This is a genomic window from Bacillus sp. FSL W8-1141, from assembly GCF_038593205.1.
Classification (GTDB): Bacteria; Bacillota; Bacilli; order Bacillales; family Bacillaceae; genus Bacillus; species Bacillus altitudinis.
The window spans coordinates 142,862-166,716 of record NZ_CP151973.1 but is presented as its reverse complement, the minus strand read 5'-3'; the positions used below and the strand labels follow the sequence as shown (position 1 = coordinate 166,716).

Here is a 23,855-nt window from a genome sequence, read left to right as displayed (position 1 = left end):
AGGATTTTTTATAAAAACTCGAATTAACAGGTACGTTTTGTCTTGTTTAGTTTTCAAAGATCATCTTCGCCGTTCTTAGCGGCTTTAATAATATAACATTTCGCTTCATCTTATGTCAACAACTTTTTTCAAGTTTATTTCCCGAAGCGTTTGTGTTTGTCACTGTGTGTCAGCGACGATTAATAATATATCACGAAAACATTCTGTTGGTCAACGCCTTTTCAGAACTTTTTTTAAAATAGTTTTATCGTGCATGTTAAACCCTTGTCCTGCATACAATCAAGTAACAATCTTGGACAAGGCAGGAGTGTTTGAATTGAGTCGATTATATGTGTTGCCTATTAAACGGCTGAAGCAAGTAGTCATTATTCTTGTAGCAGCCCTTGCAGCTGCAACCTTTTTTTATGTACAAAAGGCACCGCCGCTGTCGGTATTTAAAACAGAACAAGGACCCCGAGCAATTTATAAAGGAGAGACCTCATCAAAATACGCATCCCTTACGTTTAATATTGGCTGGGGAGACGAGAAGGCTGTTCCTATTTTAAATGTCCTCCGAGAGTACGATATAAAGAACGCCACTTTCTTTCTGTCTGCTTCTTGGGCTGAGCGTCACCCGGATATTGTGAAAAGGATTAAAGAGGACGGCCATCAAATCGGCAGCCTTGGCTATGCATATAAAAATTATAGCCAGCTTGAAGAAAACGAAATTAAGCGAGATCTTGTCCGTGCACAAAATACATTCCAAAAGCTTGGACTGGAAGACATTCAATTATTAAGACCGCCAACTGGGCAATTTAATGAAACGGTATTGAAAATTGCAACACAGTATGGCTATACAGTTGTCCATTACAGCATCAATTCTCAAGATTGGCTGAACCCGGGCGTCGACCAGATTGTTCATAATGTAAATGATCGAATGAAAAGCGGAGACATCATTCTCCTTCACGCCTCAGATTCAGCCACCCAAACCGCTCAAGCCTTACCAGCTATTTTAAAACACTTAAAAGATCAAAATTTAAGAAACGTCACGGTTGGCGAGCTTATCTCTAATACAAAAACAAAGTCAACTGAGGTTAAGTAGCTTTTGCTTTTGAAAACCGCGGCATAGCTAATAACTGAAACGCATTACAACCTAATAGCGGGAATAGCATTAAATACAGCCAGTCCTCTTCATTGACTCTAAGCGCCGGAAACCATTCTAACGACGTGATCACGACCATGAGAAACATTGCAGAAATAAATGTTTTCTTAGAGGACTGCTGCTGTTTAAAATAAGACACGATCAATGCAAACACACCGATAAAAACAGGCAGCCACAAGTATGGAAGAAATGATTCATTCTCCCCGAAAAACAAAAATCGCAAATAAGCTAAATCAAACAGCACGAAAATCACAAGGAATAACTGAATGGTATTCCATAAAGAATGCGACCTGAAAATCTCCAGCGCAAACCGGTGCACTGTCAAAAAGACAACAAACCCCATCTGACTGATTACACTAAAGATCATCCCCACACCAATAAACCAAAATAACACAGACGCAATCTCTAAAATCTCAAACGATACAAACAGCTTCTGATATTTCCCCCACTCCAGCGCAAAACCTACCACGCTTGTAATGACCGCTCCAACAGCCAGCACAGAGAAGAAAAAACGAACTAAATCCCGACTTTTCATTGAAATGACCCAACCCCTATTTTTGTTATGTATAAATTCATGTGAAACATTCATATTAAAAGTAAGACATGTAACGAAAGGAGCCACAGTATGTCAAAAGGCATCTTGCGTATAATGAGCTGTTTTCTTCTTTTATCTCTAACAGCTTGTGCTCCCAAAACCCAATCCTCATCTAATATGGACTATGACGAAACGAAAAAAATGGTCGTCGATATTTTGAAAACAGATGACGGTAAAAAGGCCATTCAACAGTTATTAAATGACGAGGCAATGAATGAAGCTTTGGTAATGGATGAACAAACTGTGAAAAAAACAATAGAGAAAACACTAACTTCTGATAAAGGCAAAGAGTTCTGGAAGAAGGTCTTTGAGGATTCTAAATTTGCCGAGACTTTCGCAAAATCCATGCAGCAACAGCATGAAAAGATGTTAAAACAATTGATGAAGGACCCTGACTATCAACAAATGATGATGGATATTCTCAAGGATCCTGAAATGGAAAAGAAATACGGTGAACTGGTCAAAAGCAAAGAGTTCCGAAAGCACTTAGAGAAAGTTATTACAGAAACATTAAGCAGCCCTCTCTATAAGAAGAAATTCGAAGATGAGCTAAAAAAAGCAGTCTCTGAAAGCAGCAATGATTCCGGTTCACAAGGAAGCGGCAGTTAAACATCACCCGAGTGGCACAAGGTCCACTCGGGCTTTCATTATGCTTTCACTGTTAATTGTTCAATGACTTTATTGGCAATGTGTTGATACACTTCCCCTGTCGGATGACTCGCATCATAGACAGAAGGTGCAAAATCGTCCTCACTCCAATCAGGCTGTCTTAAAGGGATTTGACCAAGAACTGATACACGCAGTTCCTCCGCCAGCTTATCCCCGCCGCCCTTACCAAAGACATATTCCTTCTCACCTGTTTTTTTGCTTTCATAGTAACTCATATTCTCAACGACCCCTAGCACCTCGTGATCTGTTTGCAGTGCCATTGCGCCTGCTCTAGCAGCAACGAAAGCCGCTGTTGGATGCGGTGTCGTCACAATGATTTCTTTACAGCTCGGAAGCATCGTATGAATATCAAGTGCCACATCACCTGTTCCAGGCGGAAGGTCTAATAGTAAGTAATCTAATTCTCCCCACTCTACTTCGTGGAAGAAGTTATTTAGCATTTTACCAAGCATCGGTCCTCTCCAAATGACCGGTGCGTTTTCTTCAACAAAAAAGCCCATTGAAATCACTTTGACGCCAAAGCGTTCCACAGGAATAATTTTTTCCCCTTTAACTGTCGGTCTGACGGTGATTCCCATCATATCCGGTACGCTAAAGCCGTAAATATCAGCATCGATCAGTCCCACTTTTTTCCCTAGACGAGCCAGTGCCACAGCCAGGTTAACGGAAACGGTTGATTTCCCAACTCCGCCTTTTCCACTCGCAATCGCTAAGAACACAGGTGGATTTTTAGAGTTGAGCAAATTTTCTTCCTCATCCTGTGACGGCATAAACTTTTCAAGCGTTTCTTGAGGCAGTTCTTCAAAACGAAGTCCTACAGTGTTCGCGCCCGCTGCTTTTAAAGCTTGTACGATGTCTTGCTGCAGCTTCATCTGCTCAGCAGTGCCTGTTTTGGCAATCGCCACTTTTAAGCTCACATGCTCTTTTTCAGGCTTTAGGCTGATTTCCTTGATGGCATCCAGCTCACCAAGCGGTATATGAAGGAAAGGTTCGTCCATCTTCCCAACTAGTTTTCTCACATCATCTTGTCCGATCATAGCAGAACCTCACCCTTTATTGAATTCGTTTACAATCCAAGTATATCATACATATCCTTACAATGTCTGTCCTCTTTGCCTGCGATAAACAGGAAAAAGCCCCTTATTCAGGCGGCTCTTTTTGCTCTGTTAAATATCTTAAAATGCCTTTATAAATCGAAGCAGCAATTTGATCCTGATATTTAGGAGTCGCCAGCTGACCAGCCTCTTTTGGATTCGATAAAAATCCGATTTCGACAAGCGCTCCTGGCTTCGTGACATTTTGCATTAAATAAATCCCATTGATTCGCTTCGCCTTGCGATCTGTGTTTTCAAGGTTGTTGCGCAATTCATCTTGAATGAACTTCGCTGCTTTTTCATTCTCTTCATACTTTCCGTAAAAGAACGTCTGTGCCCCGCTCCATTTGTTCGATGGAATCGCATTTAAATGAATGCTTAAATAGAGATCCGCTTCAGATTCATTGATGACTTTCACACGGTTTCTCAAATCCTCCGCTTTCTTTCGGGCATAACCCTTTGTATTCTTTGATGATAAATCAGTGTCATCCTCCCGGGTCATGAGAACAAGCGCTCCCTGCTCCTGCAAATAGTCTCTTATCTTCATGGACACATCCAGTGCAATCTCTTTTTCGAGCAGCTCTCCTCCTACGGCCCCGCCATCTGGACCGCCGTGACCCGGATCTAAATAGATGATCTTGCCGCTCAAAGGCAAGTTCCACGATTTCCACGAATCATCATTTAGAAACTGAAATCTGAATAAGAATAAGAGGACAATAAACCCGATTAAAAACCCTGTCCATTTCAGCTTTCTTTTCATCCCTGTCCCTCCCATACACCATTATTTTATAGATATGGGACAAGGGCTGGAAATATGCTTAGTGCAGTCGAAGCTTATGCCTTTTTTCTGATTCCCGAAAGCCTTCCTGCCACCACTTACTTAAAAATTCCTTCGCAAATGGATACAGACACGACATCTTACGCTCCATTCGGAACATATTCCCCCATGATTGCAAACACCCTGCTAGCTCCTCAACCAGCTCATCTTCTTCATGAACTGACCGCTTTTTTATATCATCGAAGGATTCACCATACTTACTCGACTCACCGTATCTCCCACCTGCTAAAAAAGCCTCAATGGCGAAATCGATACAGCCATCACTCATAATCCCAGCTGGATCATCTGCAAATGGGAACAGCTTCCTCGTGAATTTCTCGGAAGCGACCGTCACCTGTTGAAGAGACAATGTACGCAACAGCTTCTTTTCAAGCGTGACATCTCGTTTTGTTTTCAATTGATAAAATGAAAGAACTTCTGCCATGGACTGAACTCCTTTTTTTCTTTGTATTGTTCGTTGGTTTGAACAAAACATGCAGTTCAGTAAATGGAAATCAATGCGCTAACGGATTGGGAAATTGTGATAAAATGAACATTTATATATAGAAAGAATAGAAAAGGGGCAAAATTCATGAAGAAGTGGATGTATATCCTGTTGCTACTAACAGTCGTCTTATCTGGATGCGGCAGTCAAGCGACCGAGCAGAAGAGCGACATAAAAGGAATAGAAGACATATCATTAAAACAGCTCTCCAAACACAAAAATTCTTATATTGGAGACAATGGAGCAGTCGGCGCTATTTTATCAGATCTTCCAGGTAACGTGATTCGCGAGTATGAAATCGTAGATGAAAAAGCGCTAAAAGTGACATACGGCGTGAAAGAAAATACCAATGATACAGAAGAACAGTTTGATTCATTTTGGTTTGATAAGAAGGATACCATTGAAAAAAACTACTTATATAATGCATTGGCACTTTTTATTCTTATCGATAATGTGGAGCAAGTGACACTCAAGATGAACGCTAAAGACGAGCCATCCGTCACGTTTAAAAGAAAACAGCTAGAAAAAAAGCTGCCTCACTCTTTTAAAGAGTACAAAGACGATACAGCGCTTTGGCAAAAGGAACTGGTTGATGGAGTTGTGAAGTCAAAAGATAAACGTCAAGATGTATACAAAGCGTTTCCCATCAAGAAATAATAAAAACAGAGGGGCGTCACCCTCTGTTTTTTGATAATTATGTAGTAAAAGCTTGAATCAATCGTTGTCGAAAGTTTTGATCTGCTACTACGGTAAGTATAAATTCATTGAACACTTCCCCCATCCAGTGAGAATTCTCCGCTTTCAGGTCATTGATGAATAGAGAAATCGATATAGTTGATGTATCCGTTTTTCGATATAAGGCAGCAGTGACAACAAACAACGTCGATCCACCTTTATACCAAATATATTGATCTGTTTCCGTCTTCAATGTTTCTCCCAGCACAATTTGGCTAAAAAGACGCTTTTCTTCTGTTGTTAACAGCTCATCCTGTAGACGTTTCATAAAATGTGCATATTGATTCGTTGTAGACCTTGTCATCTTTTTCGTCAGTAATGATTGAATACGCAAGCTTAACAAGTTCTTTTTCATCAATTTTTCTTCTAACGCCTTTTTATGCTCCGTGTCATTTTTCATGATATGAAAAATCTCAATCATCAGAGATTTGTATTGTTCATCAGTTACATCGCTTATTTTCTTTAATGCATCCTGCTCATGATCAGATACATAGGCTGGCCACAACACCATAGGTGTCAGCGGCATGAGTTCATCATGTTCTGTAAGACCTGCTTGTTTCATCTGATTATTGATCTTCTCTAAGCCCAGCAGGTCAATCAAATAATCAGTACAAGCATTCGAACTGAATTGCATCATCCCTTTGGCAACATCTAATAAAGTTGCATGCTCAGAAAAATCGTTGACCTCCAGCCAGTATGTGTGAGCACCGCCATCGGTTCTATCAATATAAAACCGCTCTATATCAGACAATGTCACTTTTTCATCTAGCTTGATGTCATCGCTGGATACAGCTTTAACAAAATGAAACAAAACCATTAATTTCATCGTACTTGCAAGTGGTGTTTTTTGATCACCATTCCAATCTAATACCACATCTTCATTTTCAATAATTGTTACTGATACGTCCTTTTTGTTTTTCGTGACAAATGCCAAAAGATCCTCTTTTGTTTTCTTCAAATGTTTCTCCTTTCCAAACCACTATAGATTCTCGTCTCCAATATAACAAATATTTGAAACAAAGGCACAAAAAAGCAAAGGGCTGTGAATACCTTTGCTTCTTGATGTGTTTATTTACGAAGAAGATGCAGTTTCATCCCATCATGTGTAGCTTCAAATCCCAACTTTTCGTAAAAACGGCGTGCTTCTGGCCTCTGTTTGTCTGTTGTCAGCTGAATCATATGACACCCGCGGTCACTTGCGCGTTGAATAGCCCGTTTGATCAACAATGTGCCAATTCCTCTTCCTCTATGAGTCGAGGCTGTACGAACTCCTTCTATTGAAGCTCTCCATCCTCCTTGATACGTTAGAAATGGGGTCATTGTTAATTGGAGAACACCGACTACCTCGTCCCGATCACAAGCGACGATTAGTTCAATATTGGGATCCGCTTCGATCGAATGAAAGGCATTGAGGTAGCTTTCTAATAATGGACGAGTGTAGCGTTCTCTCTTTTGGCCTAATTTGTCATCTGAAAGCATCAAAACGATGTTGTCGAGGTCTCCTTGGACGGCTTCTCTAAATGTCAATTGATTCAGATTCAATGAACACCCCTCCTATCACGGAATGGAAGCCTTTATTCATTTGCCAAAATACCAATTGATAGCGTTCTCATATAAAATTTTATCCGCCGCTTCCTCATCAAACATCTGTTGAATCAATTTAACATCACCGTATTCAAATGGCCGTTTCGCCCTTGTAGAGGGCAGGTCTGTACCAAACATCAGTGCATCAGGATTCGTTTGATAAATAGACGTCAATGCCTGTTCAACATGTAAATCTACACGTCCAAAGCCAGTCGCTTTCACACGAACCCCTTTATCAACCAGCTTGAGCAAATGCGGCAAGCCTTCTTCAGATAAGCCTAGATGATCAATGGAAACGGACGGCAGCTGTTCAAGCGTTGATGAGATGTCAGGGAGATGCTTAGCGTCTATGTAAATCTCACTATGCCACCCAGCCAGCTCATACACCCTTCTCGCAAAATAGTCGAGCTTTGAAATATCCTCCGAACCGCCCCGCTTCACATTAAAACGTAAAGCCTTTACCCCTTGTTGATCCAAATGAACAATCTCATCGTCAGTTGCTGTAAAAGGTAATTGTGTCACACCGCAAAAAGCTGGTCCCATTTCATCTAGTGATTTCAACAAATAGCCTTGATCAAAGCCCTGAAATGACCCTGATACAATCGCTCCACCTACAATCCCTAAATCAGCCGTCTCTCTCCTATAATCATTCACCGCATAACTCGGCGGTGTATATCCTTGGTTTTCTTGAATAGGAAAATCAAAATCAATGATATGAAAATGTGCATCAAAGATCCTCATGCCCGCGCCCCTCTTCTGCTTATTTGACCTGATTATATCAATAGAGCAAGCCAAGGGATATTTGGAATGACGAATTACTTCATATCATGAAAACTTATCAAGTTTTCCATTCCTCTCGTAAGATGGCATAATAAAACTCATCCCACCACTCATTTCCTTGTGGTATACATTTTTTAAAATATCCCTCTCTTCTCATCCCCATTTTCTCCATCACTCTCCATGACGGCACATTTTCAGGCTGACAAGTGGCAATAATTCGATGTAAATTCATTGTGTGAAAACCATGATGCAGGACAGCATACGCCGCTTCTGATGCATAGCCTTTGTTTTGATATGCAGAATTGAAGACCCAGCCAATTTCATATGTGTGCTCACCAAAGTAAGGATGAAACACGATATGCCCGATGCATGTATGATCTTCTTTTAATAGAACAGCAAAATTCTTGCCCGTCTCAAGACGATTATCTTTGACAAATTGCTGCGCCTCTTCTCTAGAAAAAACACCTTCTGGCATATACCTCATCACCACCGGATCAGATGTATATGCATAGACATCCTGCCAATCATCCTCATTAAACGGTCGAATGAGACATCTTTCTGTTGTTAGATTCATAAATGCCATCCCCCTTTAACATCATTTTTTAAACAGAAACCTGACTATGATCCTATTTTATATGTTTCCAGACAGAAAAAAACACAAATAAAAAAGCACCAGCAGGATGCTGATGCTTTTCATATAGGGTTTGTCTGTACAAACCCTTGTAAAACGTCCATACAATATAATATTGATTAACGTTTTGAGAACTGAGGTGCGCGACGTGCGCCTTTAAGACCGTATTTCTTACGCTCTTTCATACGAGAGTCACGAGTAAGAAGTCCAGCACGTTTAAGTGGTGTACGGTACTCAGGATCTACTTCTAGAAGAGCACGAGAGATACCGTGACGAATTGCTCCAGCTTGACCAGAGAATCCACCACCGTGAACATTTACAAGAACATCGTAGCTGTTAGCTGTTTCTGTGATGTTCAAAGGCTGTTTCACGTCTTCGATTAAAGCAGCGAATGGAATGTATTCAGTAATTTCACGATTATTAACGACGATACGGCCTTCACCTGGAACTAAGCGAACGCGCGCTACAGAACTTTTACGACGACCTGTACCGTAATATTGAACCTGTGCCAAATTGTTAACCTCCCTTATAATTAACCGCGAAGTTCGTAAACTTCAGGTTGTTGTGCTTGATGTGGATGCTCAGAACCACGGTACACATTTAATTTTTTGAACATTTGACGACCTAGTGGACCCTTTGGAAGCATACCTTTGATAGCAAGCTCCAACATTTTTTCAGGGTAGTTTGTACGCATCTCAAGAGCAGTTCTTTGTTTCAAACCACCTGGGTGCATCGTATGACGGTAGTAAATTTTGTCCGTCAATTTCTTACCAGTTAATTCGATTTTCTCAGCATTGATGATGATCACGTGATCACCTGTATCAACGTGTGGTGTATAAGTTGGTTTGTGCTTACCGCGCAAAAGTGATGCTACTTCAGTAGAAAGACGACCTAGAGTCTTGCCTGCCGCATCAACCACTAGCCATTTGCGCTCAATTGTGCTTGCGTTCGCCATTGGTGTTGTACGCATGAGTTTCCCTCCTAAATAAATCAATGAATTTTCCTGAATCAAATGCTACGTTCTATTTCAAAACACAGATAAGTCTTCCGGGGCTTATTTGTGGGGTTGAAATACATACCATATGATATCTTATAACTTTCTGCTTCCTGTGTCAAGAACATGTTACACCTGGTTTAGTTGTCATAGAAAACTTCCCATAAATACAGTCCGTGACTGGGCGCAGTCTTGCCTGCCGCTTCGCGATTTCGGGCGGCAAGCATGGCTTTTATCTCCTCAGGGTGAAATTTACCAGAACCAATTTCAAGTAACGTGCCGGCTATAATTCGCACCATGTTATATAAAAAACCATTCCCTCTCACACGCATTTCAAGCCCGTCTGAGACGTTTTTCCACTCAAGGGTGTAAATCTCCCTCACCTTGTCTTGAACCTCTGTATTGGCCGCACAAAAGCTTGTGAAATCGTGTATGCCAATGAGGTGTCCAGCAGCTTCTCTCATTTTGTCTGCATCCAGCCGGTAAGGAAAGTGGCAGGCATACTGTCTCGTGAACACATTTTGGTGCGTTTCCGTTGAGACCTTATAACGGTACTCCTTCGAAACGACACTAAAACGTGCATGAAACGATTCATCCACTTCCTCAGCCTTTAGAACCCTGATGTCATCAGGCAGGAGGCTATTGAGGGCAAAAGGCCATCTTTCCATCGGGATGGCAAGCGGGGTGTCAAAATGGATGACCTGCCCCTTTGCGTGAACGCCACTGTCTGTCCGGCCAGAAGCCACAATCGGAATCAGTTCATCTTGTTTATGCATTCTAGCAAGAGCAGATTCAATCTCCGTTTGTACAGTACGCTGTCCTGGTTGCACTTGATACCCTTTAAAATGTGTCCCATCGTATGATACGGTACATTTTACTTTCATCTAGGCATCACCTAATTTCTAAGCAGCACAAGGAGTGCTGTTAACAGGATGAATAGAAGCAGCGTGAACGTGTCTTTCATTCCCCAGACAAGCTGACGGTATTTCGTACGCCCTTCTCCCCCGCGGTAGCCTCTCGCTTCCATAGCGGTCGCCAATTCCTCCGCACGCTTAAACGCACTGACGAAAAGCGGGACAAGCAACGGAACAATCGCTTTTAAACGATCTTTCACGGGTCCGCTTGTAAAATCAACACCTCTTGCCATTTGGGCTTTCATGATTTTGTCTGTTTCTTCGAGTAAAGTAGGAATAAATCGAAGAGAAATTGACATCATAAGAGCAAGTTCATGAACAGGTAGCTTGATTTTACGGAAAGGATGCAACAGCTTCTCCATACCGTCTGTTACTTCAATAGGCGTTGTGGTCAACGTCAGAAGTGTTGTCATCATGATGAGATAGACAAAACGGAGTGAAATGAAAATCCCCTGTTTTAGACCTTCTTCATAAATATTCAGAAAATCAAAGTGAAAGAGCAAAGCGCCATCCTTTGTCATGAAGATATGCAGAATAAAGGTAAACAGAACAATCCAAAGGATGGGTTTCATTCCTTTGAGAATAAAGTACAGCGGCACCTGAGACACCATCACCACAAGGATCGTAAAGACCCCTAAAAGCCCGTAAGTGATATAGTTATTCGCAAAAAAGACAATAAAGACAAAAAAGAAAATTGATAACAGCTTTGTCCTTGGATCAAGACGATGGACAAAGGATGTACCTGGCACATATTTGCCGATAATCATACTATCCATCATGACGTCGTGTCCTCCTGATATAAAGCTGTTAACGCTTCTGCCATTTCATCCATGGTCAGAAGCGGTCTTGGAAACGTCATCCCCAGCTTTTCTTCGACAGCCTGCTGGAATTTGATCGTTTCCGGGAGGTCCAGTCCGAAAGAAGACATGTCGGTACGATTGGCAAATAGCTCCCTCGGCGTACCTGTCGCCTTTACTGTTCCTTTATGCATCACAATCATTTGATCCGCATAATGAGCGGCATCTTCCATACTGTGTGTCACAAGGATCGTCGTCAGGTTGGCTTTTTGATGAAGCTCATAGAACATGTCCATGATTTCTTTACGTCCGCGTGGATCTAATCCCGCAGTCGGCTCATCAAGCACAAGCACTTCTGGCTCCATCGCTAGAACACCTGCAATCGCCACACGTCTCATTTGACCACCGCTTAATTCAAAGGGTGATCGAGATAACAAGGATTCAGGAAGGCCTACAAGCTTCAGCATTTCTTTAGCCTTGGCTTCTGCCTTTTCTTTTGGAACACCGAAATTCATCGGACCAAAGCAGATATCCTTCAGAATGGTCTCCTCAAAGAGCTGATGTTCAGGAAACTGAAACACGATGCCGACCTTTTTTCGAAGGGGTTTCATATCCTTCTGCTTTTTATTGGCTTTTAAGACCGTATCTCCAAGCGCAATGCTCCCTTTTGTTGGTTTGAGCAGTCCATTTAAGTGCTGCAGCAATGTCGACTTGCCAGAACCCGTATGACCGATGACAGCCACATAGCTGCCTTCTTTGATGGAAGCATTGACATCATACAAAGCGAGACGCTCAAACGGCGTTTTCATTTGATAACGATGCTCTAATTCTTTGATCGTAATGTCCATAGCTCTTTCACCAATCCTTCTTGTGTCAAATGGGCATTTGCAAGCGGCACACCTTGCTGCTTCAATTGCTTACTCAACCGGTAGGAAAATGGCAGATCAAGTCCAATCTGAACCAGCTGTTCATCTAGTTCAAATACTTCCTCTGGTGTTCCCTCGGCAAATTTCTTCCCACCATTCATCACAATAACGCGGTCTGCCTTCGCAGCCTCGTCTAAATCATGTGTGATGGAAATGACCGTGACCGTTCCTTGTTCCTTCAGCAGTCTGACGGTTTCTAACACTTCTTCACGGCCAATCGGATCAAGCATTGATGTTGCTTCATCCAAGATCATGATGTCAGGGCTTGCGGCAAGTACACCTGCGATTGCTACTCTCTGCTTTTGCCCGCCTGATAGATGGTGCGGCTCTTGATCAAGAAACTCCTGCATATTGACCTGTTTGACAGCCCAATCTACACGCTCTATCATCAATTCCCGCTCAACCCCGTTATTTTCTAAACCAAAAGCCACATCATCACGAACCGTTGAGCCAACGAATTGGTTGTCTGGGTTTTGAAAGACCATGCCGACCTTTTTGCGAATATCCCAAACACTTTCTTCTTTCAGCTCAATCTCACCAACCTTGACCGTTCCTGCATCCGGTAAAATGAGCCCATTCAGTACACGGGCAAGTGTGGATTTACCTGAACCGTTGTGGCCAACAATGGCAAGCCATTCATTTTGATTCACATGCAATGACACTTGGTCTAAAGCGGGCTTGTCCGCATCTTTGTGATAACGAAATACAATGTCTTTTACGTCAATTAATGTCTTCTCCATCTCTACCGGACCTCCTCTCAGCTCAACCTCTACTTTGCCTATTGCTAAAAAGCCGTAGTATCTAAAAAAGGGCATAGATCCAGTTATGAACTGTCCCGCCCTTTCTTAGATACACGATATGTGATTAAACTAATTCAATGACAGCCATTGGTGCGCCATCGCCGCGACGAGGTCCAAGCTTCATGATACGAGTGTATCCACCTTGGCGATCTTCGTAGCGAGTTGCAACGTCAGCGAATAATTTTTGAAGTGCATCTTGGTTTGTTTCAGCGTTAGCTACTTCGTTACGAATGTAAGCTGCAGCTTGACGGCGAGCATGAAGATCTCCGCGTTTGCCAAGAGTGATCATTTTTTCAACTACAGAGCGAAGTTCTTTCGCACGTGTTTCAGTTGTTTCGATGCGTTCGTTGATGATCAAATCAGTCGTTAGGTCACGAAGCATTGCTTTACGTTGTGCACTAGTGCGTCCTAGCTTTCTGTATGCCATGTGATGTCCCCTCCTTAATTAGAGATGCTGTATGAATAAAAAACACACGAAAATCCTAGTTCACAATGAAACTAGTCAATCGTCTTTACGAAGACCCAGTCCAAGTTCTTCTAGTTTCGCTTTCACTTCTTCAAGAGATTTACGTCCAAGGTTACGAACTTTCATCATATCCTCTTCTGTCTTGTTAGCAAGCTCTTGAACAGTGTTAATACCCGCACGCTTCAAACAGTTGTAAGAACGAACAGAAAGATCAAGCTCTTCAATTGTCATTTCAAGCACTTTTTCTTTTTGGTCTTCTTCTTTTTCAACCATGATTTCTGCATGCTGAGCTTCGTCAGTTAACCCAACGAAAATATTTAGGTGTTCAGTTAAAATCTTAGAACCTAGAGCGATCGCTTCTTTCGGTCCTGTGCTTCCATCAGTCCATACATCTAGTGTTAATTTATCATAGTTTGTGATTTGCCCAACACGGGTGTTCTCCACTTGATAAGTTACACGAGATACAGGTGTATAGATTGAGTCGATCGGAATCACGCCGATAGGCTGATCGTCTCTTTTGTTTGCATCAGCAGGATTATACCCGCGACCTCTTTGTGCAGTTAAACGAACACGGAAGCTCGCATTTTTGCCAAGAGTTGCGATGTGGAGATCTGGATTTAAGATTTCAATATCGCTGTCGTGTGTAATATCAGCAGCTGTTACAGTTCCTTCATCTTGTACATCAATTTCAAGCGTCTTCTCTTCTTCAGAGTAGATTTTGAGTGCAAGCTTTTTAATGTTTAAGATAATCGTTGTAACATCTTCAACCACGCCTTCGATCGTTGAGAATTCGTGTAAGACACCATCTATCTGGATCGATGTTACAGCTGCACCAGGAAGTGAGGATAAAAGGATACGACGAAGGGAGTTCCCTAAAGTGGTACCATATCCACGCTCAAGTGGCTCTACGACAAACTTGCCATACTTGGCATCGTCGCTGATTTCAACCGTTTCGATTTTTGGTTTTTCAATTTCGATCATCTAATAAAACCCTCCTTCAAAACGTCGAAACCTCGAATAGAATCATATGAGATTCCATCCGAAATTCCTCATTGTTTAGTCCCGTATGTGCTCAGGCAACGAGTCGTGTATTCGTCTCATAAATAACTGTATCATAACCCATTATTGACAGGGACACAAAATCTATACAAACAAATTACACGCGGCGACGTTTTGGTGGACGGCATCCGTTATGAGGAACTGGAGTTACGTCTCTGATTGCAGTAACTTCAAGACCTGCAGCTTGAAGCGCACGAATTGCAGCTTCACGACCAGAACCAGGACCTTTAACAGTTACTTCAAGTGTTTTAAGACCATGTTCGATAGAACCTTTAGCAGCAGTTTCAGCAGCCATTTGTGCAGCGAAAGGAGTAGATTTACGAGAACCTCTGAATCCTAATGCACCAGCACTTGACCAAGAAATTGCGTTTCCATGAACATCAGTAATCGTTACAATCGTGTTGTTGAAAGTGGAACGGATATGAGCGATTCCAGCTTCAATATTCTTTTTCACGCGACGTTTACGCGTATTTTGTTTACGAGCAGCAGCCATTCTTTAACTACCTCCTTTACTTATTTTTTCTTGTTAGCTACAGTACGACGCGGACCTTTACGAGTACGCGCGTTGTTTTTTGTGTTTTGTCCACGAACAGGAAGTCCTCTACGATGACGGATTCCGCGGTAGCTTCCGATTTCAATTAGACGCTTAATGTTAAGTGAAACTTCACGACGAAGGTCACCTTCTACTTTAAGTTTGTCAATGATATCACGGATTTTACCTAGTTCGTCTTCAGTTAGATCGCGAACGCGAGTGTCTTCAGAAACACCTGCTTCTTTAAGGACTTGTTGAGCCGTCGTACGACCAATTCCAAAAACATATGTTAAAGAAATGACAACACGCTTATCACGTGGAATATCTACACCAGCAATACGAGCCATGATTTGGGCACCTCCTTGTTATTAGCCTTGTTTTTGTTTATGTTTTGGGTTTTCACAGATCACCATTACTTTTCCTTTTCTGCGAATCACTTTACATTTTTCACAGATAGGTTTAACAGATGGTCTCACTTTCATGTGTTTCCAACCTCCTTCTTCCGGAGTTGCTTTATTTGTAACGGTACGTAATTCTACCACGAGTTAAGTCATATGGAGATAATTCTACCGTAACTTTGTCTCCAGGTAAAATGCGAATGAAGTGCATACGGATTTTTCCTGATACATGAGCCAAAACTGTATGACCATTCTCTAGTTCAACTTTGAACATTGCATTTGGCAAAGTTTCTGCTACAGTACCTTCCACTTCAATTACATCGTCTTTCGCCATTCAAGTGTTCTCCCTTCTTCAAATCAGTAACTTGCTCTCTGATAAATGTCCAAATGAGATGTTCTCAATTGTCCATCTATCACCCGACCTGTTTTGAATATACTGTTCTGAACTTCCGGAGATACGCAATCATAAAAGGTTAAATGATTGATATTTTTTCTTAGGAGAATGAATTTACGCTTTTCTCCGTCTGCGATTAGTACATGGCAGCCATCGAACACGCCGATGACAACTGTATACTGATCTTGTTCTTTCCTTGGACTATACAGACAACCTGCCCGATTTGGGCCTGAAAGGCTTCAGTGAAGACCTAAATCTTAGTCAGTATATCAAAACCTGTATCTGTAATCGCAATCGTATGCTCAAAGTGAGCACACTTTTTCCCATCAACCGTTACAACCGTCCAGTTATCAGCCAGTGTTTTCACATATCGGCTGCCTGCGTTCACCATCGGTTCGATGGCCAACACCATTCCAGGTTTGAGCCGTGGGCCTTTGTTCGGTGGACCATAATGAGGAATTTGAGGGTCCTCATGAAGATCCTGTCCGACCCCATGTCCAACATATTCTCTAACAACTGAGAAATTCTCATCTTCAACATACGTTTGTATGGCATGGGAAATGTTTGACAGACGTTCACCTGGCTTTGCTTCCTGTAAGCCCTTATATAGAGATTCCTCTGTGACTTCCAGTAGTTTGCGGTCCTCATCACTGATTACCCCAACTGGATAAGTCCAAGCAGAGTCACCATGATAGCCATTTAACTTTGCGCCGATATCGATACTAATGATGTCTCCATCACGTAAAACCCGTTTACCAGGAATACCGTGAACGAGTTCTTCATTCACCGAAACGCAAATGCTCCCGCGAAAACCATTATACCCTTTAAAAGATGGGATTGCACCCTGCTTTGTAATAAAACGTTCGGCAATTTGATCCAATTCTTTTGTCGAAATACCTGGTTTTATGTGTTTCTTCAGCTCTTCATGAGTCAGTGCGACAATGCGTCCAGCTTCTCTCATAATCTCAAGCTCGCGAGGAGTTTTACAGATAATCATTTATTTAATCCCCCAAGCAGGTCCTTGATATCAGCGTAAACATCGTTAATGTGCTTCGCACCATCAATGTTTGCAAGATATCCTTTTTCTGAATAGAAGTTCAGTAAAGGTTCAGTCTGCTTTAAGTTCACTTCAAGTCTTGTCGAAACGGTTTCTGCATTATCATCTGCACGTTGATAAAGCTCGCCTCCACACTTGTCACAAACATTTTCTTTCGCAGGTGGATTGAATACTAAATGATATGTTGCTCCGCAATCTTTGCAAATTCTTCGGCCAGTCAGACGCTCCATCAAAGCATCTTTATCGACTTTAATATTAATGACATAATCAATCGTTCTGCCAAGGTCCTTTAGAATGTCTTCTAAAGCTTCAGCCTGAGCGACTGTTCGCGGAAATCCGTCCAGAAGAAAACCTTGTTCACAATCATTCTTGCCAAGTCTTTCTCTAACAATACCGATTGTGACCTCATCAGGAACAAGCTCTCCTTTATCGATAAAGGATTTTGCTTCGAGTCCAAGTTGTGTCTCCTCTTTCATAGCAGCACGGAACATATCTCCTGTTGAGATATGAGGGATCCCATAATCATCAACAATTCGTTCTGCCTGAGTGCCTTTACCAGCACCCGGAAGCCCCATTAAGACTAAGTTCATTTCGGATTTCCCCTTCCTTACTTAGAGAGGTTGGGCAGGAGCCCAGCCCTCTGTTTTATTTCATAAATCCACGGTAGTTTCGTTTCACTAATTGGCTTTCAAGCTGTTTCATTGTTTCAAGTGCAACACCTACAACAATGAGAAGACTTGTGCCGCCAATTTGTGCAGCGGAAGGTAATCCAGCGAATTGAATGAAAAAGATAGGAAGTATTGAAATCACGGCTAAGAAAATGGCGCCCACAAACGTGAGTCGGTACAAAATGCTCGTAATTCTATCTTGAGTCATTTTCCCTGGACGAACTCCCGGGATATAGCCACCCTGCTTTTGCAGATTTTCAGCCATTTGTTCAGGGTTTACTTGGACAAAGGCATAAAAATATGTGAAAGCAACAATCAGTGCTACATAAATCGTCATACCGATTGGCTTAGTATAGTCAAAGTTGTTAGTTATCCAGGTTGTCACATTATTTGTTCCGAAGAACGATGCGATCGTCTGCGGAGTAATAATGAACGAAACGGCAAAGATGACTGGAATCACCCCTGCTGGATTCACTTTCAATGGAAGGTGCGTTGCTTGACTAGCAGACATTTGTGCACGGCCAGTTCCCTTTGAATACTGAATCGCAATCTTTCTCACTGCCATTTGAATGTAAATAACACCGATAACAATGACAAGAATAGCAATCACAATAAGGGCAATTTTCAGGATTTGCATGAACAGCTGTCCATCTCCACCTACAAATTGCTGAGCGTACACTTGCTTTAATGTTTGAGGGATACCTGCGATGATACCGGCAAAGATAATAATCGAAATACCGTTACCAACACCGTGAGCAGTAATCTGCTCTCCCAGCCACATTAAAAATGCTGTCCCCGCAGTGAGTACGACCGCAATTAAGAGATACGTTGAAACACCTGGGTTTTCAATCAGCATGCCTCCTGCCATATTGTTAAATCCATATGACATTCCTAACGCCTGGATAAATCCTAGAACAATTGTAAAATACCTTGTGAATTGTGCTAATTTTCGGCGGCCAACCTCTCCTTGCTTTGACCACTCAGTAAACTTCGGTACAACATCCATCTGCAAGAGCTGGATGATGATCGAAGCAGTGATATACGGCATAATCCCCATTGCAAGAATGGAGAATTGGAAAAGTGCCCCGCCCCCAAACGTGTTGAGGATTCCGAAAACACTCATTTGATCCTGTGCCTGGAGAACTTCGGCGTTCACATTAGGCACAGGGATGAAAGCACCTATACGAAAGACGACTAACATTAAAAGTGTAAATATAATCTTATTCCGTATATCTTTCACGCGCATAAAATTGGAGATTGTCTTAAACAAGTTAGATCACCTCGGCTGTACCGCCAGCAGCTTCAATCGCTTCTTTAGCAGAAGCAGAGAATTTATTGGCTTTTACAGTTAATTTTTTTTCTAATTTACCGTTGCCAAGAATTTTTACTCCTGCTTTTAACTTGCTTATTGCACCAGTCTCTAGAAGAAGTTCAGGAGTGACTTCCGTTCCTTCGTCAAAACTGTTTAATCTGTCTAAGTTGATTACCGCGTAATCTTTACGGTTGATGTTTGTAAAACCACGTTTTGGAAGGCGTTGGAATAAAGGCATTTGACCACCTTCGAATCCAGGGCGTACACCGCCACCAGAACGAGCGTTTTGACCTTTATGACCTTTACCAGAAGTTTTACCGTTACCTGATCCAATACCACGACCAACACGGTTGCGTACTTTACGTGAACCTTCTGAAGGCTTCAATTCATGAAGTTTCATTTGGGCACCTCCTTATCGATTAAAAATGTTTTATTGTTCTTTAACAGAAACTAAATGAGACACCTTGTTAACCATGCCGCGGATCGCTGCATTGTCTTCATGTACGACTGTTTGGTTTGTTTTCTTTAGACCAAGAGTACGAACAGTGACACGCTGATCTTCCGGGCGACCGATTACACTGCGTTTGAGGGTAATTTCTAATTTATTTGCCATTATTGTTCCCTCCTTATCCTAACAGGTCTTCTACAGATTTTCCACGAAGCTTCGCTACATCTTCAGCACGTTTAAGTTCACTTAAACCTTGAAGTGTTGCGCGGATCATGTTGATCGGTGTATTAGAACCTAGAGATTTAGAAAGGATATCAGCTAGACCAGCAAGCTCAAGTACCGCACGCACTGGGCCTCCAGCGATAACTCCTGTACCTTCTGAAGCAGGCTTCAATAGAACGTTTCCTGCACCGAATCGACCGATGATTTCATGTGGAATTGTAGTTCCAACCATTGGTACTTCAATTAAATTCTTTTTCGCGTCTTCAACAGCTTTGCGGATCGCTTCTGGTACTTCTTGTGCTTTACCAGTACCGAATCCTACATGACCGTTTTTGTCACCGACAACAACTAAAGCTGCAAAACGGAAACGACGTCCACCTTTAACAACTTTCGCTACCCGGTTAACCGTAACTAAGCGTTCTTCTAACTCTAATTTGCTTGGGTCAATACGACTCATTCGGATGTGTCCCTCCTTCTTTTATTAAAATTTAAGTCCAGCCTCACGAGCAGCTTCAGCTAGAGCTTTTACACGTCCATGATATAAGTATCCTCCGCGGTCAAATACCACGTTAGAGATGCCTTTTTCAACAGCACGTTTTGCAACAAGTTCGCCAACTTTAGTAGCAGCTGCAGCGTCAGAACTATTCTCGATCTTTAACTCTTTATCAAGAGTAGAAGCACTTACAAGTGTTACACCGTTAACATCATCAATTACTTGAGCGTAGATGTTCTTGTTAGAACGGAAAACGTTAAGGCGAGGTCTTTCAGCAGTACCTGAAAGTTTCGCACGAACACGAGCGTGTCTTTTAAGACGAGTAGCGTTTTTGCTAGTTTTCGTAATCATCCGAGTCACTCCTTTCTTCACATTAAGCGATCTTACTTACCAGTTTTTCCTTCTTTACGGCGAACGAATTCACCTTCGTAACGAATTCCTTTACCTTTGTAAGGCTCTGGAGCACGGACAGCGCGGATGTTAGAAGCTAGAGCTCCTACACGCTCTTTATCGATACCTTTAACGATTACTTTCGTTTGAGATGGAACTTCTACTTCAACTCCAGCCTCAGGAACGATTTCAACTGGGTGAGAGTATCCAACGTTAAGAACAAGTTTGTTTCCAGATTTAGCTGCACGGTAACCGACACCGATTAGTTCTAAACCTCTTTCGAAACCTTTAGATACACCTTCAACCATGTTTGCAATTAAGCTACGTGTTGTACCATGTAATGCACGGTGTTCTTTATTTTCAGACGGACGGCTTACAGTTAAGACGTTGTCCTCAATTTTAATTTCCATATCAGGGTGAAATGCACGAGTTAGTTCACCTTTTGGTCCCTTTACTGTCACTGTGTTATCGTTGTTTGTCACAGTTACTCCTGAAGGGATCTCGATTAGCTTTTTACCTATACGAGACATACCAAGCACCTCCATTCATCTTAAACTTTTTTTACCATACGTAAGCAAGTACTTCTCCACCAGCTTGTTTAGCACGGGCTTCTTTGTCCGATAAAACACCTTGTGATGTAGAAATAATTGCGATTCCAAGTCCGTTAAGTACACGTGGTACTTCATTTGATTTCGCATATACGCGTAAACCAGGTTTACTGATTCTTTTAAGACCAGTGATAACACGTTCGTTGTTTTGGCCGTATTTAAGGAACAAACGGATAATTCCTTGTTTGCTGTCTTCGACGTACTCAACGTCACGGATAAAACCTTCACGCTTTAAGATTTCAGCAATTTCTCTTTTGATTTTTGAAGCCGGTACTTCTAGCTTCTCATGACGTACCATGTTCGCATTGCGAATACGAGTCAGCAAATCTGCAATCGGATCTGTCATAACCATTATTTAATAACCTCCTTCCCATTTATGGGGATTACCAGCTGGCTTTTTTAACGCCAGGAATTTGTCCTTTATATGCAAGTTCGCGGAAACAAATACGGCAAAGTTTAAACTTGCGAATTACTGAATGTGGACGTCCACAACGTTCGCAGCGCGTATACTCTTGAACTTTAAACTTTTGTTTGCGTTGTTGTTTCGCAATCATAGACTTTTTAGCCACGATTTCGCCTCCCTTTCATTGATTATTTCTGGAACGGCATACCTACTTGAGTTAATAACTCACGTGCTTCTTCATCCGTGTTGGCAGTCGTAACGATAACGATATCCATACCGCGGACTTTTGTTACTTTATCGTAATCAATTTCTGGGAAGATTAACTGTTCTTTAATACCAAGCGTGTAGTTTCCACGACCGTCGAAAGATTTCTTAGAAATCCCGCGGAAGTCACGTACACGTGGTAAAGATACAGAAATAAGTTTATCAAGGAAATCGTACATGCGCTCTCCGCGAAGTGTTACTTTCGCACCGATTGGCATTCCTTCACGTAGACGGAATCCAGCAATAGACTTCTTCGCACGAGTAACGACAGGTTTTTGACCAGCGATAAACGTTAATTCTTCAACAGCAGTATCGATTGCTTTAGCGTTTTGAACGGCGTCACCAACACCCATGTTGATCACGATTTTTTCGATTTTTGGCACTTGCATTACTGATTTGTATTCAAACTTAGAAACTAATGCAGGTGTAATTTCTTTTACATACTTTTCTTTAAGGCGGTTCATGAGAAAGACCTCCCTTCCTTATTTACTATTTATCTAGAACTTGCCCAGATTTTTTCGCTACACGGACTTTCTTTCCGTCCTCAACTTTATATCCAATACGTGTCACTTCACCCGTTTTAGGATCAAGCGGCATTACGTTTGATACGTGGATCGGCGCTTCTTGTTCAGAAATTCCGCCTTGAGGGTTAGCTTGGGTTGGTTTAGAGTGTTTTTTCACAAGGTTAATACCTTCTACTAAAACACGGTCCTTTTTAGGGAAAGCAGCAAGGATGACACCTTGTTTACCTTTATCTTTACCAGAGATAACCACTACTTTATCGCCCTTTTTAACATGCATTTAATCGCACCTCCTTGAGTCGCGGATTGTATTCATTAAAGTACTTCTGGTGCTAAAGAAACAATTTTCATATAGTTGTTTTCACGAAGTTCACGTGCTACTGGTCCGAAGATACGAGTTCCACGTGGGCTCTTGTCGTCACGGATGATGACACATGCATTTTCATCAAAACTGATGTAAGATCCATCGTTTCTGCGAGCTCCGCTCTTAGTACGAACGATAACTGCTTTCACAACTTCACCTTTTTTGACAACGCCTCCTGGTGTTGCTTGTTTAACCGTACAAACAATGACATCACCGATGTTAGCCGTCTTACGTCCAGAGCCACCAAGAACTTTAATCGTTAGTACTTCGCGTGCGCCAGAGTTGTCAGCTACTTTTAAACGAGTCTCCTGTTGAATCATTAATGTTACCTCCCTTCGGAAAAAGAAATCCGAACTTTATTAGATAATAACAGCTTCTTCGACAACTTCAACTAGACGAAAGCGTTTAGTCGCAGATAATGGACGAGTTTCCATGACCTTTACGATGTCTCCGATTTTTGCTTGGTTGTTTTCATCATGTGCTTTGAACTTTTTAGAGTATCTTACACGTTTGCCATAAAGTGAATGCTTTTTGTATGTTTCAACTACAACAGTGATGGTTTTATCCATTTTGTCAGAAACAACACGACCTTGATACACTTTACGTTGGTTACGTTCGCTCATGTTTGCGGGGCCTCCCCTCTAATTATTATTTATTAGCAGCGATTTCTCTTTGACGAATCACAGTTTTCATGCGTGCGATTGATTTACGCACTTCACGAATGCGAGCAGTGTTTTCAAGCTGCCCAGTCGCTAATTGGAAACGAAGATTGAAAAGTTCTTCTTTAAGAGACTTTACTTTTTGTTCAATTTCAGCAGTGGTAAGGTCACGAATTTCATTAGCTTTCATTTGATTCACCACCAATTTCTTCACGTTTTACGAACTTCGTTTTAATTGGCAATTTGTGAGATGCAAGACGAAGAGCTTCACGAGCAACTTCTTCAGACACACCAGAAATTTCAAATAAAACTTTGCCCGGTTTTACTACAGCTACCCAGCCTTCTGGAGCACCTTTACCGGAACCCATGCGGACCTCTAGAGGTTTTGCTGTGTATGGCTTAGAAGGGAAAATTTTGATCCAAACTTTACCGCCACGTTTCATGTAACGAGTCATAGCAATACGAGCAGCTTCGATTTGACGGTTAGTGATCCAAGAAGCTTCAAGAGCTTGGATACCGAACTCACCGAAATGTACTTCAGTGCCGCCTTTTGCACGACCACGCATTTTTCCACGATGTTCTCTGCGATACTTCACGCGTTTTGGCAATAACATA

The 23,855-nt window shown here is 41.9% G+C and carries 39 protein-coding genes; 3 read left to right on the top strand and 36 right to left on the bottom strand.

Annotated features, from left to right (window positions below; genetic code table 11):
* Window positions 1–316 precede the first annotated feature (316 nt).
* Window positions 317–1,081 (top strand): polysaccharide deacetylase family sporulation protein PdaB, encoded by a 765-nt coding sequence (gene pdaB / locus NSQ52_RS00960; RefSeq protein WP_342473814.1) that lies wholly within the window; start codon window positions 317–319, stop codon window positions 1,079–1,081.
* On the opposite strand, the gene NSQ52_RS00955 is transcribed toward pdaB, so the two are convergent.
* Window positions 1,074–1,676, bottom strand: a complete 603-nt coding sequence (locus tag NSQ52_RS00955; protein WP_008345196.1) for a KinB-signaling pathway activation protein — start codon at window positions 1,674–1,676, stop codon at window positions 1,074–1,076. The two genes, pdaB and NSQ52_RS00955, sit on opposite strands and share 8 nt — an antisense overlap.
* Window positions 1,677–1,766: 90 nt before the next feature.
* Here NSQ52_RS00955 and gerD point away from each other — a divergent pair, with 90 nt between their 5' ends.
* Window positions 1,767–2,345, top strand: a complete 579-nt coding sequence (gene gerD, locus NSQ52_RS00950; protein WP_007496366.1) for a spore germination lipoprotein GerD — start codon at window positions 1,767–1,769, stop codon at window positions 2,343–2,345.
* Between the two features lie 38 nt (window positions 2,346–2,383).
* Here gerD and NSQ52_RS00945 read toward each other — a convergent pair whose 3' ends face one another.
* From NSQ52_RS00945 to NSQ52_RS00935, 3 genes are all read right to left on the bottom strand, one after another.
* The gene (locus NSQ52_RS00945) at window positions 2,384–3,442 is read right to left on the bottom strand and encodes a P-loop NTPase (protein WP_342473813.1); all 1,059 of its coding nucleotides are present in this window, start codon (window positions 3,440–3,442) and stop codon (window positions 2,384–2,386) included.
* Between the two features lie 103 nt (window positions 3,443–3,545).
* Window positions 3,546–4,259: an N-acetylmuramoyl-L-alanine amidase CwlD gene (cwlD, locus tag NSQ52_RS00940; protein WP_058337237.1), complete on the bottom strand. Its 714-nt coding sequence runs from the start codon at window positions 4,257–4,259 to the stop codon at window positions 3,546–3,548.
* 58 nt (window positions 4,260–4,317) lie between these two features.
* Window positions 4,318–4,761: a YbaK family protein gene (locus tag NSQ52_RS00935; protein ID WP_035389125.1), complete on the bottom strand. Its 444-nt coding sequence runs from the start codon at window positions 4,759–4,761 to the stop codon at window positions 4,318–4,320.
* A 147-nt stretch (window positions 4,762–4,908) separates the two neighbouring features.
* On the opposite strand from NSQ52_RS00935, the gene NSQ52_RS00930 reads away from it, so the two are divergent.
* A complete protein-coding gene (locus NSQ52_RS00930; protein WP_058337236.1) occupies window positions 4,909–5,478 on the top strand; it encodes a DUF4825 domain-containing protein in 570 nt (189 codons plus the stop codon).
* Between the two features lie 37 nt (window positions 5,479–5,515).
* Here NSQ52_RS00930 and NSQ52_RS00925 read toward each other — a convergent pair whose 3' ends face one another.
* The 32 genes from NSQ52_RS00925 to rplP all read right to left on the bottom strand — a co-directional run bounded on the left by NSQ52_RS00925 (window position 5,516) and on the right by rplP (window position 23,854).
* On the bottom strand, window positions 5,516–6,514 hold the full coding sequence (locus tag NSQ52_RS00925) for a serine hydrolase (protein ID WP_342473812.1): 999 nt from the start codon (window positions 6,512–6,514) through the stop codon (window positions 5,516–5,518).
* 110 nt (window positions 6,515–6,624) lie between these two features.
* Window positions 6,625–7,098 (bottom strand): GNAT family N-acetyltransferase, encoded by a 474-nt coding sequence (locus tag NSQ52_RS00920; protein ID WP_342473811.1) that lies wholly within the window; start codon window positions 7,096–7,098, stop codon window positions 6,625–6,627.
* 36 nt (window positions 7,099–7,134) lie between these two features.
* Window positions 7,135–7,881, bottom strand: coding sequence for an amidohydrolase family protein (locus NSQ52_RS00915; RefSeq protein WP_342473810.1), 747 nt, complete (start codon window positions 7,879–7,881; stop codon window positions 7,135–7,137).
* A 97-nt stretch (window positions 7,882–7,978) separates the two neighbouring features.
* Window positions 7,979–8,494 carry a GNAT family N-acetyltransferase gene (locus NSQ52_RS00910; protein ID WP_342473809.1) on the bottom strand — a complete coding sequence of 172 codons (516 nt, stop codon included), beginning with the start codon at window positions 8,492–8,494 and terminating at the stop codon, window positions 7,979–7,981.
* A gap of 176 nt (window positions 8,495–8,670) precedes the next feature.
* Window positions 8,671–9,063, bottom strand: a complete 393-nt coding sequence (gene rpsI, locus NSQ52_RS00905; protein WP_007496354.1) for a 30S ribosomal protein S9 — start codon at window positions 9,061–9,063, stop codon at window positions 8,671–8,673.
* 20 nt (window positions 9,064–9,083) lie between these two features.
* A complete protein-coding gene (gene rplM, locus NSQ52_RS00900) occupies window positions 9,084–9,521 on the bottom strand; it encodes a 50S ribosomal protein L13 (RefSeq protein WP_003217042.1) in 438 nt (145 codons plus the stop codon).
* Between the two features lie 164 nt (window positions 9,522–9,685).
* Window positions 9,686–10,429 carry a tRNA pseudouridine(38-40) synthase TruA gene (gene truA, locus NSQ52_RS00895; protein ID WP_039169596.1) on the bottom strand — a complete coding sequence of 248 codons (744 nt, stop codon included), beginning with the start codon at window positions 10,427–10,429 and terminating at the stop codon, window positions 9,686–9,688.
* 11 nt (window positions 10,430–10,440) lie between these two features.
* On the bottom strand, window positions 10,441–11,238 hold the full coding sequence (locus tag NSQ52_RS00890; protein ID WP_342473808.1) for an energy-coupling factor transporter transmembrane protein EcfT: 798 nt from the start codon (window positions 11,236–11,238) through the stop codon (window positions 10,441–10,443).
* Window positions 11,235–12,104: an energy-coupling factor ABC transporter ATP-binding protein gene (locus NSQ52_RS00885; RefSeq protein ID WP_342473807.1), complete on the bottom strand. Its 870-nt coding sequence runs from the start codon at window positions 12,102–12,104 to the stop codon at window positions 11,235–11,237. The genes NSQ52_RS00890 and NSQ52_RS00885 overlap by 4 nt, the downstream gene beginning before the upstream one ends.
* Entirely contained in the window at window positions 12,080–12,922 is an 843-nt protein-coding gene (locus NSQ52_RS00880) for an energy-coupling factor ABC transporter ATP-binding protein (RefSeq protein ID WP_008345218.1), read from the bottom strand. The genes NSQ52_RS00885 and NSQ52_RS00880 overlap by 25 nt, the downstream gene beginning before the upstream one ends.
* Before the next feature lie 124 nt (window positions 12,923–13,046).
* On the bottom strand, window positions 13,047–13,409 hold the full coding sequence (rplQ, locus tag NSQ52_RS00875) for a 50S ribosomal protein L17 (RefSeq protein ID WP_003216944.1): 363 nt from the start codon (window positions 13,407–13,409) through the stop codon (window positions 13,047–13,049).
* 75 nt (window positions 13,410–13,484) lie between these two features.
* On the bottom strand, window positions 13,485–14,429 hold the full coding sequence (locus NSQ52_RS00870; RefSeq protein ID WP_003217009.1) for a DNA-directed RNA polymerase subunit alpha: 945 nt from the start codon (window positions 14,427–14,429) through the stop codon (window positions 13,485–13,487).
* Window positions 14,430–14,604: 175 nt separating this feature from the next.
* Window positions 14,605–15,000, bottom strand: a complete 396-nt coding sequence (gene rpsK, locus NSQ52_RS00865) for a 30S ribosomal protein S11 (RefSeq protein ID WP_003217231.1) — start codon at window positions 14,998–15,000, stop codon at window positions 14,605–14,607.
* 20 nt (window positions 15,001–15,020) lie between these two features.
* Window positions 15,021–15,386, bottom strand: a complete 366-nt coding sequence (gene rpsM, locus NSQ52_RS00860) for a 30S ribosomal protein S13 (protein WP_003217023.1) — start codon at window positions 15,384–15,386, stop codon at window positions 15,021–15,023.
* 21 nt (window positions 15,387–15,407) lie between these two features.
* On the bottom strand, window positions 15,408–15,521 hold the full coding sequence (gene rpmJ, locus NSQ52_RS00855) for a 50S ribosomal protein L36 (protein WP_003156543.1): 114 nt from the start codon (window positions 15,519–15,521) through the stop codon (window positions 15,408–15,410).
* A 31-nt stretch (window positions 15,522–15,552) separates the two neighbouring features.
* Window positions 15,553–15,771, bottom strand: a complete 219-nt coding sequence (infA, locus tag NSQ52_RS00850; RefSeq protein ID WP_003217190.1) for a translation initiation factor IF-1 — start codon at window positions 15,769–15,771, stop codon at window positions 15,553–15,555.
* A 310-nt stretch (window positions 15,772–16,081) separates the two neighbouring features.
* The gene (map, locus tag NSQ52_RS00845) at window positions 16,082–16,828 is read right to left on the bottom strand and encodes a type I methionyl aminopeptidase (RefSeq protein WP_017359166.1); all 747 of its coding nucleotides are present in this window, start codon (window positions 16,826–16,828) and stop codon (window positions 16,082–16,084) included.
* Window positions 16,825–17,478: an adenylate kinase gene (locus NSQ52_RS00840; protein WP_007496336.1), complete on the bottom strand. Its 654-nt coding sequence runs from the start codon at window positions 17,476–17,478 to the stop codon at window positions 16,825–16,827. The genes map and NSQ52_RS00840 overlap by 4 nt, the downstream gene beginning before the upstream one ends.
* Before the next feature lie 55 nt (window positions 17,479–17,533).
* Complete coding sequence (secY, locus tag NSQ52_RS00835) at window positions 17,534–18,826, bottom strand: preprotein translocase subunit SecY (protein ID WP_007496334.1); 1,293 nt, start codon at window positions 18,824–18,826, stop codon at window positions 17,534–17,536.
* A gap of 1 nt (window position 18,827) precedes the next feature.
* Window positions 18,828–19,268 (bottom strand): 50S ribosomal protein L15, encoded by a 441-nt coding sequence (gene rplO, locus NSQ52_RS00830; RefSeq protein WP_003216888.1) that lies wholly within the window; start codon window positions 19,266–19,268, stop codon window positions 18,828–18,830.
* 30 nt (window positions 19,269–19,298) lie between these two features.
* Window positions 19,299–19,481: a 50S ribosomal protein L30 gene (rpmD, locus tag NSQ52_RS00825; RefSeq protein ID WP_342473806.1), complete on the bottom strand. Its 183-nt coding sequence runs from the start codon at window positions 19,479–19,481 to the stop codon at window positions 19,299–19,301.
* A gap of 13 nt (window positions 19,482–19,494) precedes the next feature.
* Complete coding sequence (gene rpsE, locus NSQ52_RS00820; RefSeq protein ID WP_007496332.1) at window positions 19,495–19,995, bottom strand: 30S ribosomal protein S5; 501 nt, start codon at window positions 19,993–19,995, stop codon at window positions 19,495–19,497.
* 24 nt (window positions 19,996–20,019) lie between these two features.
* Window positions 20,020–20,382, bottom strand: a complete 363-nt coding sequence (gene rplR / locus NSQ52_RS00815) for a 50S ribosomal protein L18 (protein ID WP_003216951.1) — start codon at window positions 20,380–20,382, stop codon at window positions 20,020–20,022.
* 32 nt (window positions 20,383–20,414) lie between these two features.
* Complete coding sequence (rplF, locus tag NSQ52_RS00810; RefSeq protein ID WP_008345395.1) at window positions 20,415–20,951, bottom strand: 50S ribosomal protein L6; 537 nt, start codon at window positions 20,949–20,951, stop codon at window positions 20,415–20,417.
* A gap of 31 nt (window positions 20,952–20,982) precedes the next feature.
* Window positions 20,983–21,381 (bottom strand): 30S ribosomal protein S8, encoded by a 399-nt coding sequence (rpsH, locus tag NSQ52_RS00805; protein WP_007496327.1) that lies wholly within the window; start codon window positions 21,379–21,381, stop codon window positions 20,983–20,985.
* Window positions 21,382–21,412: 31 nt separating this feature from the next.
* Window positions 21,413–21,598 carry a 30S ribosomal protein S14 gene (gene rpsN, locus NSQ52_RS00800; protein ID WP_008356542.1) on the bottom strand — a complete coding sequence of 62 codons (186 nt, stop codon included), beginning with the start codon at window positions 21,596–21,598 and terminating at the stop codon, window positions 21,413–21,415.
* 22 nt (window positions 21,599–21,620) lie between these two features.
* The gene (gene rplE, locus NSQ52_RS00795; RefSeq protein WP_003217159.1) at window positions 21,621–22,160 is read right to left on the bottom strand and encodes a 50S ribosomal protein L5; all 540 of its coding nucleotides are present in this window, start codon (window positions 22,158–22,160) and stop codon (window positions 21,621–21,623) included.
* A 25-nt stretch (window positions 22,161–22,185) separates the two neighbouring features.
* Window positions 22,186–22,497: a 50S ribosomal protein L24 gene (gene rplX, locus NSQ52_RS00790; protein ID WP_007496325.1), complete on the bottom strand. Its 312-nt coding sequence runs from the start codon at window positions 22,495–22,497 to the stop codon at window positions 22,186–22,188.
* Window positions 22,498–22,532: 35 nt separating this feature from the next.
* Complete coding sequence (rplN, locus tag NSQ52_RS00785) at window positions 22,533–22,901, bottom strand: 50S ribosomal protein L14 (protein WP_003216882.1); 369 nt, start codon at window positions 22,899–22,901, stop codon at window positions 22,533–22,535.
* Between the two features lie 39 nt (window positions 22,902–22,940).
* The gene (gene rpsQ / locus NSQ52_RS00780; RefSeq protein WP_003216906.1) at window positions 22,941–23,204 is read right to left on the bottom strand and encodes a 30S ribosomal protein S17; all 264 of its coding nucleotides are present in this window, start codon (window positions 23,202–23,204) and stop codon (window positions 22,941–22,943) included.
* A 25-nt stretch (window positions 23,205–23,229) separates the two neighbouring features.
* Window positions 23,230–23,430 carry a 50S ribosomal protein L29 gene (gene rpmC / locus NSQ52_RS00775; protein WP_003217155.1) on the bottom strand — a complete coding sequence of 67 codons (201 nt, stop codon included), beginning with the start codon at window positions 23,428–23,430 and terminating at the stop codon, window positions 23,230–23,232.
* Entirely contained in the window at window positions 23,420–23,854 is a 435-nt protein-coding gene (gene rplP, locus NSQ52_RS00770; protein WP_003225801.1) for a 50S ribosomal protein L16, read from the bottom strand. The genes rpmC and rplP overlap by 11 nt, the downstream gene beginning before the upstream one ends.
* Window position 23,855: the final 1 nt, after the last annotated feature.